General features: G+C 44.2%; 10 protein-coding genes. 6 read left to right on the plus strand and 4 right to left on the minus strand.

All coding sequences use genetic code 11. The features are described 5' to 3' along the window. Positions 1-99: 99 nt before the first annotated feature. Positions 100-531, minus strand: a complete 432-nt coding sequence (locus J7529_RS11710) for an SH3 domain-containing protein (RefSeq protein ID WP_271941685.1) — start codon at positions 529-531, stop codon at positions 100-102. Between the two features lie 27 nt (positions 532-558). Continuing rightward, complete coding sequence (locus J7529_RS11715) at positions 559-2,058, minus strand: AAA family ATPase (protein ID WP_318729104.1); 1,500 nt, start codon at positions 2,056-2,058, stop codon at positions 559-561. Positions 2,059-2,514: 456 nt separating this feature from the next. On the opposite strand from J7529_RS11715, the gene J7529_RS11720 reads away from it, so the two are divergent. The 3 genes from J7529_RS11720 to J7529_RS11730 all read left to right on the plus strand — a co-directional run bounded on the left by J7529_RS11720 (position 2,515) and on the right by J7529_RS11730 (position 4,950). Then, a complete protein-coding gene (locus tag J7529_RS11720; RefSeq protein ID WP_318729105.1) occupies positions 2,515-3,393 on the plus strand; it encodes a PEP-CTERM sorting domain-containing protein in 879 nt (292 codons plus the stop codon). Positions 3,394-3,545: 152 nt separating this feature from the next. Continuing rightward, entirely contained in the window at positions 3,546-3,848 is a 303-nt protein-coding gene (locus J7529_RS11725; protein WP_318729106.1) for a hypothetical protein, read from the plus strand. A 583-nt stretch (positions 3,849-4,431) separates the two neighbouring features. Then, positions 4,432-4,950, plus strand: coding sequence for a Uma2 family endonuclease (locus J7529_RS11730; RefSeq protein WP_413038872.1), 519 nt, complete (start codon positions 4,432-4,434; stop codon positions 4,948-4,950). Between the two features lie 149 nt (positions 4,951-5,099). Here J7529_RS11730 and J7529_RS11735 read toward each other — a convergent pair whose 3' ends face one another. Next, complete coding sequence (locus J7529_RS11735; protein ID WP_318729107.1) at positions 5,100-6,890, minus strand: HAMP domain-containing sensor histidine kinase; 1,791 nt, start codon at positions 6,888-6,890, stop codon at positions 5,100-5,102. A 279-nt stretch (positions 6,891-7,169) separates the two neighbouring features. Here J7529_RS11735 and J7529_RS11740 point away from each other — a divergent pair, with 279 nt between their 5' ends. The 3 genes from J7529_RS11740 (at position 7,170) to kaiC (ending at position 10,119) form a co-directional block, all read left to right on the plus strand. Next, positions 7,170-8,084 (plus strand): circadian clock protein KaiA, encoded by a 915-nt coding sequence (locus J7529_RS11740; protein ID WP_318729108.1) that lies wholly within the window; start codon positions 7,170-7,172, stop codon positions 8,082-8,084. A gap of 62 nt (positions 8,085-8,146) precedes the next feature. Beyond that, positions 8,147-8,461 (plus strand): circadian clock protein KaiB, encoded by a 315-nt coding sequence (kaiB, locus tag J7529_RS11745; RefSeq protein ID WP_271941671.1) that lies wholly within the window; start codon positions 8,147-8,149, stop codon positions 8,459-8,461. Positions 8,462-8,544: 83 nt separating this feature from the next. Continuing rightward, a complete protein-coding gene (kaiC, locus tag J7529_RS11750; protein WP_271941668.1) occupies positions 8,545-10,119 on the plus strand; it encodes a circadian clock protein KaiC in 1,575 nt (524 codons plus the stop codon). A gap of 120 nt (positions 10,120-10,239) precedes the next feature. Here the strand turns inward: kaiC and J7529_RS11755 are convergent, their stop codons facing one another. Continuing rightward, positions 10,240-13,131 (minus strand): NACHT domain-containing protein, encoded by a 2,892-nt coding sequence (locus tag J7529_RS11755; RefSeq protein ID WP_318729109.1) that lies wholly within the window; start codon positions 13,129-13,131, stop codon positions 10,240-10,242. Positions 13,132-13,328 lie beyond the last annotated feature (197 nt).

Consider the following 13,328-nt stretch of genomic DNA (forward strand, 5'->3'; position numbering starts at 1 on the left):
GCAACAGGCAATAGCTTGTATTACTTAGGGTCTGAGGCTTCAAGCTGTACTTCATAGAAGAGAGAATTGCTACCTCCATTCCCCATTCCCCATTCCCTTCTATTCCACTTTCTCCACATTTCCCCCTTTCACCCAGGCATCTCGAGAAGCAACCCGAACTTTTTGCCAAATCTTATCTTCACTTTCTCCAATCACATACAACGTTTCGTTATAACCGACTCCACCAATAGACCCCGACTCATAACTGGGGGCATTCCGCAAGATCAGACCATCGGGCCAAGTGACTCTCGCTTTGTAGGCTCCTTCTGGAAGTTCCGGTTCTTTTGGCTTTTGGACTTCAGCAGGAGTAGACAGGGAAGCAGAAGCCGGTTTAGCCTCTTGTGCCTCTGGAAACTCCGGTTTGGGAGGGTCAATGGTCATTCTGGCCATAAAATAACGAGCAGCGGCTAATCCACCGACTAACATCAGGGCGATCGCCAACGCGATCCCCAAAAATACTTGAAAAAATCCGGAAACTAATCTACCAACCATAAGAATAAATCTGGAAAATAATAACGACTACAAGGGCGGTTTTAAACCACTTGAACGAGAGGCAAGTCTCGCTTTACCGGATGCTGCCCAAGATTGTAACAATTCAATTTGTTCTTGAGCCGTGCGAGCTAAGGGGACAATTTGACTGGCTGCCTCTAGGATATCATCGGTGGTAAAATCCCGGTTTTGACTAAAGCCAATGTGCATGGCTTCTACAATCATTTGTTCAATTTCTGCCCCGGAAAAATCCGGGGTTTCATAGGCAAGACGTTTTAACTCATAATTTCTCAGACTTTGGGGACGCAACCGAGAAAGATGAACTTCAAAAATGGCTTGTCGTTCTTCTTGGGTGGGGAGTCCCACAAAAAAGATTTCATCAAATCGCCCTTTGCGTAATAGTTCTGGGGGTAAACTTTGGATATTATTAGCGGTGGCAACGACAAAAACCGGTGAAGTTTTTTCTGCTAGCCAAGTGACAAAGGTTCCGAATACCCGGTTGGTTGTACCTGCATCTCCCCGCGATCCCATGCCGCTAAAGGCTTTGTCAATTTCGTCAATCCATAAAATGCAAGGAGCGAGAGCTTCAGCCAGTTGAATCATTTGCCGGGTTCTCGATTCCGATTCTCCCACGAGTCCGGCAAATAGTCGTCCCACATCGAGGCGCAGGAGGGGAAGATGCCAATGGTGGGCGATCGCTTTTGCCGTCAGAGATTTCCCCGTTCCTTGAATGCCCACTAACAGTAAACCACGGGGATGGGGCAGTCCGTAGGCTCTAGCTTGCTCGGAAAACCCACCACCGCGCCGCAGGAGCCAATCTTTGAGGTTTTCTAAACCGCCAATGTCGGAAATTTGTTCTTGAGCGGGATAAAAGTCGAGGATTTGGGTTTGGCGAATGGTTTGCCGTTTTTCTTCTAAAATCAGGTCTACATCTTCCGGGCGCAATTCGCCATGGGTGGCGATCGCTTTTCCCAATACTCGACGAATGCGCTCTAGGGAAAGACCTTGACAACAGCGGACAATTTCTTCCAGGACTTCTTGCTCAATGACTTGTCCTAATCCCATCAGTAACCGCCTGACTTCTTCTCGAATATCTCCACTCTGGGGTAAGGGAAATTCTAAGACGGTAATCACTTCGGTTAAGTCGGTGGGGATGGCAATTTCTGGAGCCAGAATCACCAAGTTTTTGGCTTCCGATTTGAGGCTGCGGGCTAAATTTCTCAGTTTCCGCGATATAGAAATATCGTCTAAAAAGCGCTGAAAATCCCGGAGAACAAAAATCCCGGCGGCTGTGGGGGGCACTTTCTGGACGAATTCTAAGGCTTGGAGGGGGTTGCGACGACCAAACCCGTTATCATTGGGATTGCCTTGATAACCATCGACAAAATCCCAGGTATAGACTCCCCGACTGCCGAGGTTTTTGGCCGATTCGGCGATCGTCCTTTCCACCCGTTCTTCTTCGGCGGTGGGAATGTAGATGATGGAATAGCGCGATCGCAGCAGTAGTTCAAATTCTTCCTTAAAACTCATGGACTAAAACAGTTGGTGGATATGGACACTCAGTTTAGAGACACAAGTTTAAAGATAATAACGCTTTTTCTGCCAAACAGCAGGTCAACCTAGATTTATGGATCGCCATCACCGTTTCCACAATTGAGGGCTTGCAGCTCAGTAGCCTATCCGTTATCTCCCTTAAATTTTACTATATTAGTGCTAGCACTTACGTGTTAGCACTAATGAAAGCAATTGATATCGCCATGGTTTTTCTCACTTTAAGCGAAGGAATGGTGCTTCTAGTTCTTGAGACGACGCTATAGCAATATTTATGCCAATTTACTGCCAAAATTTTTCCTTATCCGTACTTCCCTTTGGCGATGTAATTTTTAAGTGTAAATACTGTATTTTGTGATTTTTATTACTCAAAAATGGGGTGTTTGTTTCAGTAAAAAAACAGTTTTTTTAAGGCTTGAATAAAGGTTTTGAATAATGAGTTTACTTTTTCAAGATTTTTTTTACCATGTGCTTAACACACAAACACAAAAAAGAGAACAGACCATGAACAACACATACAAAACTCTAGTGATCGCGGCTCTAGCAACTTTCTCCACACTCGGAATTGGCAATAATGCTGCTCATGCAGGTCTTAGCTTCCGCATGAATAAGGGGGTCTCCTATGGCGAACATGGCAATATGGGGATTGCCACTCAAGTTGAGAATACGGCTACTGTTGACTTCAATGACTTAATCCCTAATCAACGCGGCCGTCGGTCTAACGCAAGTTTCACCAATGAATTTGCCTCTTATACATTTTTGAACCCTGGCAGGAGTGCTGTAATTGCTGACCGATGGGTTCCAGAAAATATTAATGGCACTGTTAACCACAACAACCCTTACCTTACCGTTTTCAAAGGAGCTGATGTTGAGATTAAGTTCAATGAAACAGCTAACTACTTTGGTCTCAACTGGGGTTCTGTGAGCGCCAACAATAAAATTTCCTTCTATAAAGGAGATACGCTTATCGATGCTTTTCAGTCAGCAGGACATAATGCTCCAAATCAAGCTGAATTGAATGCTGTTTGGCAGGAATCTAAAGGTTCTCACCGTGCAAGGAACTTCTGGAATGAAGCAGATGCTTACCTGGAATTCTGGGCTGAAGATGCTGGTTCTGTATTTGACCGGATTGTGTTACAACAGGTGTCTCATGCAGGTGGTGGCTTTGAGACTGACAACCACTCCTTCCTCCTGAGCAACACCGGTTTTGATCCCGATCAAAACCAGAGCCAGAGCATTCCTGAACCCGGAATGGTACTTGCTCTACTGGGTGTTGGTGGTTTCATGGTTCGTAAAAGAGCTAAAAAAGCCTAGGTTGAGTTTCCCTCTTTTATCAGAGTTCAACAAAGGGGAGTCAAACTCTGATGCTTCCGAAAGTGGCAAAATAGAGTAATCTTAGCCCCGTAGGGTGTGTTGTTTGCCTTACGGGGTATGCTCTTTCTACAGGAAACGCAGTTTCATCGATTATGACTCAACGAACTCCCCAAAACCTGAACATTAGACCCCTCGCGCCCTATGAAGACCGGTTACTCAATGCTTTAGCCTTTTTCCGTACCCAACGCCAACCGGAAAACCAGGCCCATCACTGCCTCAGTATGTATTTGCGCCAGTCAGAAGCCAGAATCATGGGTGAAGTTGGATTTTACGCCCGGTTAGTCGGGATGGAACCTTGGCAGTTTTTAGAATTACTCTATCAAGATGGCGATCGCGCCGAAACCCTGATTCAAGAAGCCACCGGTTCTGGAGTTAAGGATACATTTGAGTCATAAGTAGGGGCTTACAGCATTTTGATCCCCCTAAATCCCCCTTAAAAAGCAGGGGGTTTCCTTAAACTACCATCCGGCATGTAGGGGCGAACGGCCGTTCGCCCCTACAGATTGTGAATACACCAGCAAACCTTGCCCTATTGGATGATTTTTAGCCAAATTGAGAGGGTATTTTAAAAACCCTACAAGATTAGCCTTTTTAAGGGGCTAGGGGGGATCTACAACCTAGCATTCTTTTCTAGATGTCAAGATGAAGATCTGAATTAGGCGAGTGGCGATCGCATCAGCTATGCTATCCTCAAAGCAGGAGTGCAAACACAATCGGTATTCAGGTAGAAAACGATGGTACAAGAACTGCTTTCTGAATCGCAAGTTGCCGCTCGACTCTACCCAGACAGTGATGGCAAACCGATGGGATAATACGATTCAATTTCGTTTAATTACCACCATTGTCGGAGGATTGTCGGCTCTGTTTCAAGAGCGAGAAGACGTATTTGTGGCGGGTGATTTGTTGTAGTATCCCAAAAAAGCGGGAACGTTAACAGTAGCAGAAGAAAATTTACCGTTTAGCCAAGCACCGGATATCATGGTGGTTTTGGGAGTGGAGAAAAAAGATAGAGGCTCCTATAAACAATGGGAAGAAGGAAATATTGTGCCTCAAGTGGCATTTGAGATCATCTCGCCGAGTAATAGTAAAGGCGAAATGGACGATAAGTTTGAGTTCTACGACTATTATGGCGTGGAAGAATATTATGTCTACAATCCGAAAAAGAATCAACTGCAAGGATGGTTGAGAAGTGGGGGAAGACTAACAGAAATTCCTCAAATGGAAGGTTGGAAAAGTCCGCTATTACAGGTGAGTTTTAGTACCAGCGAGCAAACATTGCAGTTATTCACGCCGAGTGGGGAAGCGTTCGGGACTTATGAGGATGTCGTGCAAGAGCGCGATCGCCAATGTCAGGAAAAAGAACTAGAGCGGGACAGAGCTAACAGTGCTGAATTAGAGCGCGATCGCGCCACAGAGCGAGCTGAAAGTGCCGAATCGGACTTACAACAGCTACGGGAGAAACTGCGACAGTTAAATATCGATCCTGATTCTTTGTAGTGAACTGTTTCACCTAATTTGGTGCATTAGATTTTGTTTGTAGTGAGGGTTTTAACCCTCTCCAGCTAGGCTTTTAAGCACTCTTCGTGCTTACTACAAACAAAATTTTAGATGAAACAATCCATATAGCTTGGCTCAGGGAGCGCCCCCTATCCCTGACTCGCAGCTATTTTAATCACTTGTAACAGAGTAGAAACCGCTAGTTCAGAATCAGGAGAAACCAAACAAGGGAATACCAACAATCCCGGAATTTGATTCGCCATTTGAGTCGTTTCCTGACTAAGGGCAATCAGAGGTAAATAACATAACGATTCTGATTGACGCAGAGCATTTAAATACCCCCAAACATCCTCTAAACCAGCATCATTGAAGACTAAAACATGAGGTTTCCAAACTCTGGCTAAGATTTCAGCTTGATCTAAATCTTCCGCTTCCAAGAGACGGCAATCTTTACCTCTCAAGGCGTGGCATCCCCGTACCCATTCTTGATAGGTTCCCTTTTGCGGTGTGCCGGGAGATAGGCATAATAGGGTTAATTTTTGCGGGAAAGAAGACTCGATTTCAGTTTCTGAGGGTTGATCGAGCAGTTCTGAGGGTAAGAGAAGGGTGAATTCTGCACCTTCATTGGGTTTGTATGAACACATGAGATCGCCCCCATGGAGTTGGGCAAGTTGACCAACAATGACTAATCCTAATTCCCAAGTGGAGGAAGAGGGGGAGGCATTAGGTTGACCAGAAGAGGGTATCCAAGGGGTAAGATTGATGGGGGTTGTTAAGTGAGGATTGGTTAAACAAAAGCTAATCCAAAATCCTCCTTGAGCTTGGATCTCAAGTTCGAGAGCCATGGAGAGAGGTTGGGGAGAGCGATAATGCGACCCATCGCCGATCGCCCATACGTTATACGATAATAGTCGGTTGAGCATTTGCCGCACCCAAAATTCATCAGCCATTACATCGGTAAGATCGGGATCTGGGGTGAGATTCAGGTAGGGCGACTCGACCCGATCTTGCACCAATTCTTGAAAGCTGGCTAAGATGCGATCGCATAATTGGGAGAGCTTAACTGGCGATTTCTTTAACACGACTTCTCCCAGTTCGAGCTGTGTCCAAGTGACTACATCATCAGTCATCATCCTCAGTTGTTTGGCTCCTTGATGAATCAAATTTAAGTACTGCTGTTGTCGAGGTTCACTGAGGGAGTGATGGGGATGGGATAATAGGTTGGATAAACCTAAAATTGAGGTAATTGGTGTTTTTAGAGCATGGCTGATATAGGCTAAGATCTGGTCTTTGGCGTGATTTTCCTTAACCAATTGAGTAACGCGAGTCAAGAGAGTTTGAAGTTGCCAGTCGGCTGGAGACTCTGGAGAGAGCTGGGAGAGATTGTCGGTATGGGAGGAGGAAAACAGGGGTGAGGGAAGGGTTTGGGAGAAGGGGTGAGTATCCAAGGTGCGATCGCTCAGGAAGATCTCCCGTCCTCCTGCTTCCCTTCGCTCTAGTCCATGAGCCGCCTTCTGATCTAAGGAATATTGAAGCAAGCGCTGGTTATCGAGCAATCCCACAAATTCCCGTTCCTGATTGATGAGAGCATAATGGCAGGCGATCGCCGGATTAAACTGTTGGAGTTGCTCCTGAAATGCGCCGATCTCTAAGTCGCTGGCAAAACAGGCGATCGCTTCTAATATCGGTTCTCCAATTTGGTACAATTGAGGGTTGATTTTGAGTAATGAAGGAGTATGAACCCCTTGGGAGTCTTGATGCAGCCAATACGGTAACCACCGGGAAAACTGGATACAGGCGATCGGGAATTGGGCCGGATCGATAACCACAAGCAGCTCTCGATCCGTTAAACTCCATTCTATTAAGGCCCTTTCGAGCAGAGTGGTTTGTGGACAGACGACCACTGGAGAAGTAAAAGCTTGGAGCAAAGGAGGGTTCATGAACGTTAGGTAACCACAATGTCAGCAACACCTGGTGGCTTAAGCCTGAAATCAGTAAGCGATCGCTCACCTAATTCTGGATCATTAACCAGAATTTCAGGGAGGTAGCCCTAAGCAGACCGGAAAACTTCCCAGAAACATAACAATTTATTTACAATTAAGTCTAGAATGTTTACATTGATATAAAGACTTGTAAAAAAATAAATTTACTCGATTATTGACGCAACGCTTTTTTCTATAGGCGAAGCCGATACCTGTAGTTTCTTTTAACACCTTGGCGTGCCCTCTCAACTGTCTATCTGTACCTTTGTCCGATCCGCGTCCCTTGGCGATGCCTTAGAGCAATGCCTAGAAGACACTCGCCATGCTCACACTCGCTTATTTTCTGAAGGTGAGTTAATCGAATATGTCGATCAGCACAGACAGCAAATTGACTGTTTGGTGGTAGAACAGACCCCGGAGATATCGGAACTCTTAGGTAAACTGCGGCAACAAAAAACCTATTTACCTCTAGTGGCGATCGGGGAATCTATGGCACAAAGCCCACCTCTAGAACTTCACTCAAAGAATGAAGAAGAAACGGATAATTTAGACCGTCCTAATCTAACAGGGATAAGGCGATTATACCATGATGCAGTTTTAGAAGTCACGGCCGAGCAACTGCAAGAAGTTCCCTCGGTCATTAATCGGGCGATCGCCAAATTTCTGGAACTATCAACCACCCAAAAATCGACCAGCGCACAACCCGGAATGGCGATCGATGCGATCGCCATTCAAAACTCCCTAAAACGTCAGCAACGACGTTTAGCGGAGAAACTTAAAGAACGACTAGGATATCTCGGCGTGTATTACAAACGAGACCCCAAAAACTTTTTCCGTCGTTTATCTTATGAAAAACAACAAGATTTACTCGATTGCTTAAAAAAAGACTATGAGGATATAATACTGACTTATTTCTCCGATGATGAAGGAACCAACTCCAAAATTGACGAGTTTGTAAACATCGCTTTTTTTGCCGATATTTCTGTGTCTCAAATTGTTGAAATTCACATGGAACTAATGGAAGAATTTTCCAAACAATTACAGCTAGAAGGACGGAGTGAAGAGATTTTACTTGACTATCGTTTAACCCTAATTGATACTATTGCCCATTTGTGTGAAATGTATCGCCGCTCAATTCCTCGTGAATCCTAACTCTTGTGAATTCATAGTCCTGAATGACAACACTATCTAGAACCCTTTGACACAGAACAACCATGAGTCCCCTAAAAAAAACCTACATTCTCAAACTCTACGTTGCTGGAAATACCCCCAACTCAGTACGCGCTCTAAAAACACTTAACGACATTCTCGAACAAGAATTCCAAGGAGTTTATGCCCTCAAAGTGATTGATGTTCTAAAAAACCCCCAACTTGCTGAAGAAGATAAAATTCTCGCCACGCCCACCCTTGCCAAAATACTCCCCCCTCCTGTCCGTAAAATCATTGGAGATCTCTCAGATCGCGAAAAAGTGTTGATTGGACTCGATTTATTATATGATGAACTGCGCGATGATGAAAGTCTAGGATAAATCTAGGATAAAACAGTAACGAGCAAGACCATTTGTTTTTTTCATCATCTCTTTTATTATTCTAATTTAGAGCTATATCACCTATGAGTACATTTGATCAAATTAGCGAACCAGAAAAGACTCCCCATAAAAAACTTACTGGAATCACCAAAATTAGAACCCTAATTGAAGGTTTTGATGACATCAGTCATGGTGGACTACCCCAAGGTCGCAGCACCCTAGTCAGTGGGACATCAGGGACAGGTAAAACCATGCTGACCATTCAATTTCTCTACAATGGCATTACCTATTTTAATGAACCCGGTATTTTTGTCACCTTTGAAGAATCTCCTACAGATATTATTCAAAACTCCGCCAGTTTTGGTTGGGACTTACAGCAACTCATAGATGATGGCAAACTATTTATATTAGATGCATCTCCTGACCCAGAAGGTCAAGATATTGTCGGCAACTTTGACCTTTCTGCCCTGATAGAACGGCTTCAGTACGCCATTCGTAAATACAAAGCCAAGCGCGTCTCCATTGACTCCGTAACTGCTGTATTTCAACAATATGATGCCGCTTCTGTGGTGCGCCGAGAAATTTTTCGCCTAGTTGCCAGACTCAAACAACTCGGTGTCACCACCGTCATGACGACAGAACGGGAAGAAGAATATGGGCCAGTTGCTCGTTTTGGGGTAGAAGAATTTGTCTCCGATAATGTAGTTATTGTTCGCAACGCCTTAGAAGGAGAACGACGACGACGAACTGTAGAAATCCTCAAACTTCGAGGAACAACGCACATGAAAGGAGAATATCCTTTTACCATTACCGATAATGGAATTAATATCTTTCCGCTCGGTGCGATGCGACTTACTCAACGCTCTTCTAATGCTAGAGTCTCTTCCGGAGTTAGCACTTTAGATGAAATGTGTGGTGGCGGATTTTTCAAAGATTCGATTATTTTAGCCACTGGAGCAACAGGAACCGGTAAAACCCTATTGGTTAGTAAGTTTCTAGAAAATGCCTGTAAGAATTCAGAACGAGCCATTTTATTTGCCTATGAAGAATCGAGGGCCCAGCTTTTCCGGAATGCGAACTCTTGGGGAATTGATTTTGAAGAATTGGAAAATCAAGGACTGCTGAAAATTCTGTGTGCGTATCCAGAGTCAGCGGGATTAGAAGATCATTTGCAATTGATTAAATCTAAAATTACAGAATTCAAACCATCTCGAATTGCCATTGATTCCCTGTCTGCCTTAGCACGAGGGGTGAGTAATAATGCTTTCCGTCAATTTGTGATTGGGGTAACGGGATATGCAAAACAGGAGGAAATTACCGGTTTCTTTACTAATACAACGGATCAGTTTATGGGGTCTCATTCGATTACTGAATCTCATATTTCGACGATTACGGATACGATTTTAATGCTACAATATGTGGAAATTCGTGGGGAAATGTCGCGAGCGATCAATGTCTTTAAGATGCGCGGATCGTGGCATGATAAAGGCATTCGAGAATATGCGATTACAGAACATGGTGCAGAAATTAAGGATTCTTTCCGGAACTATGAAGGAATTATTAGTGGTTCACCGAGTCGAATTTCTGTGAATGAAAAAAGTGAACTTTCTCGAATTATGCGCGGGGTTCAGAATAAGGAAGAAGAAGATATGTTATAGCGCTAGGGAATAGGGAATGGGGAATAGGAAAAACCCAGTTTTGCCCTTCCTTTCCTTTATAATTGGTTTACAAGGACAGTAGGGGCGAAAATTTTTTCGCCCCTACAATATACAAAACTTTTATTCTAGAGAAAGTTGGGCAAAGTGTTCCAACAACAGACGATGGATAAAAATATAGCCTCCACCCACTTTTTGTAAGAAAATGAGACTGGTAGCATAATCGAGAAAGCGGGCATAATTCCAAGGAACTTTTCCAGAGCTATAGAGAATAACTCGCAGGGTAAAGTGTTGTAGACAGGCGATGCTACTAGGGGAAAATAGACCAATTAATAAACCGGCGATCGCGCCAAACAAGGTTGGATGTCCTACAATTTTCGCTAGGACGATTAAGGTACAGATGCCTAGGATTGCAAATAAGGAGGCGTTTCGAGCGCTTAACCAGATGCCTTGATTGGGTACAGTGTGGGTATTGATGTCTCCTCCAGTTAAGCCTCTGAGTAAAATAAACATCACGCCTAAATTTAATCCAGATAGCCAAAAAATCAATAGCTCCTTAACTGCCATGTTTAAGCCATAAATGACATTAAAGATTAAGGCAACACTTAAAGCATAAAATCCACCCGCAATCAATCCGACTCGCAATCCTGGAATCAGATTGATCCTCATTTTGTGCCAAGACCACTTCATTTTTTCTACGGGTTCAATCCGAGGTAAAACCCACATTAAAATAATCCCTCCCGCTAGTCCTCCAGCAATGCCTAAAATTCCTCCAGAGAGTAATCCGATATGACTACCAGCAATATGTCCGACACTACACCCAATTCCTAAAGCGCTGAAGATACCACCAATGAGGGCAATTAAAGCACAATATCTCAATTTTTCAGATTTTGTCTTTAAGCAACTCGGTTGCATTCGTTCGATTAAAAACACCGTTTGTGATTCTTTGGCCATCCATTGGGCGAGTTGGATCAACCCGTTCTTGGTTTGAGCCTTAGAATAAAAATGTTCACCGATTTTTCGGCTAAACATGCGTTCAATATAGGCATCAAATAAATGATGATGATATTGTTCTTTCGTCTGTCGGGGAAAATCATCATAACTCATGCCTTGATAGGCTAAAGCCATGATATTGAGCATTAGGGGAGATTGGGCTAAATCTTGTAAAATGATATCGCTTTGCATGGCTTGCCGTAATCCGGATAAGTCCGAGCCACAAAATTGTAAATATTGTTCAATGCGATCCTGGGTTAGAGGTTGGAGATAAATAGCCGCTAAAACGCGCAATTTTTGCGAGAGTTGCTCGTAATCTTGGTGGCGACTACAAATGACAACTTCTAGAGTGCCATGGTTTTGCATAAATTCATTTAAGGCAGTGACGCAAGCTTGGCGCTTGTTGACAGCGACTTCATCTAAGCCATCGAGTAACAGGAGGAGTGCAGAGTCGTCGATCCAATTTTGGCTGATTTCTTTCGGGATTTGATACTTGGTATAGAGTTCCTGAATTAACCAATCTAAAATGGATTGTTGTTCGCCTAACCAAGAGGATAAGTTAAAGACAACTGGGATGGGGAGATGGCGATCTTGATTGGCTCGATGAATGAATTCCCGTGCTAATTCTAAAAGGGTGGTGGTTTTTCCAGAACCGGGTTCGCCTAAAATGAGGAGCGATCGCCCCATTCCTAAAGCCTCGAATTTTTCTATTGCCGAACGGTGAGTCACGGGGACTGGTTCCATTTGCTCGCTGCTCTCCCAAACTAAGCCCCAAGGATGGGCGATCGCATCATAGCGCTCTTCAATCCCCAACTCCAGTAACACCCGTCCATGGAGCGAAGCCTCCAAAACCCCTTTCACCCAATATAGATTCACCTTATTGAGTAAAATTTGACGATTGCGAAGTTCTAAGCGACTTAAATTGGATTGAGGGGTTAACTGAACTTCTATTTTTTTCCATACTAAGGGCAAGTAGGCGGGATTCTGGAAAATAACGGGTAACCAAGTGGCACAAGGAAATTGATCTTCTAAACCCTGTAATTTTTCCCGTGCCAATCTCACGGACTCATATAACTGGGTTTCCTGGGAGAACTGATACAAGAAATGCTCTAAAAACTCCTGGGCGATGCGATCGGGGACTTGCTCGCGCATGACAATCATTTGTGGCAAATTGAGAGCGGCTAACTGTTGAGCTAATCCCAATCCATCGCAGGAATTGAAAATGGCTAATTTCAATCCGCGATCGATACTTCGATTTAAGGCATATTTTAACTGGTCTAAATTTAAATATTCCTGGGGATTGAGTTGAAACTGACCGCCAGATTGACTGGAACTATGGCCGGCAAAAAAGAAAATATCCCAAGGTTGAGACCATAGGCTTCGCGATAGTTGGGAAAAACTGGGACGCTCTAGATAAGTAATCTGAGCATTAGAGAGGCGATCTAAACTGTGTCGATCGCAGGCTAAATTTAAGCCCCGATCTTCCCCAAATACGGCTAAAATGTTCGCCGTTCCCTGTAGCGTCAGTTCGGGTTTAACGCCTTGATAATCGAGTAAACTGAGGGCAATTTCGGCTTGAGGATAGCGCTGCCAAAAGTCCCAAACTGTCCAAGGAAGTCTCTGGAGAACCCAATCTTGAGTTTGGATAATAATGCGGACAGGGGTTTGGCGATTTAGGGTTTCGAGAATGGCTTCGCGTAAATCGAGAACATTGGGTTGACGTAACCACTGGTTGAAGTGCGATCGCAACATCTCCGCGGCTTCTCGACAGTTGTGGTGCGCTTCTGGAATCCCCAAATGGGTAATTGGCATAGTCGGAATCCGAATCCGAGTATCCAAACCTCCCAACCGATGATAAGCTGCCACCCACTCCTGATACAGGTGGGGTAAATGGGGAGCTGCATCTAAACACCGGGTTAACTCAAGCTGAGGGGTTCGTCCTTCCTCACCCAGTTGTAGCGTTACTGGAAACCCTCGATCAAAATCCCCAGAACCCATTTTGAAAACGATGCGTTTATTCACTGTTTGGTGGATAGCCCTTAGCTGCGATCGCACGAATGGCACTATTCTATCAGGCTAATCCTCTTTAGCGCGTTGAGATAGACAGAGGGTTCCCTAGCTCATCTCGATGTAGTAGTGGACATATCGTTGAAAAAGTGCCCTTAGAATAATAAAAACGATCAATTTCCACATTTTATAGGAAGGAAAGGTTAAAACCC

The sequence above is a fragment of the Roseofilum sp. Guam genome (assembly GCF_017746735.1).
In the GTDB taxonomy this organism is placed as follows: domain Bacteria; phylum Cyanobacteriota; class Cyanobacteriia; order Cyanobacteriales; family Desertifilaceae; genus Roseofilum; species Roseofilum reptotaenium.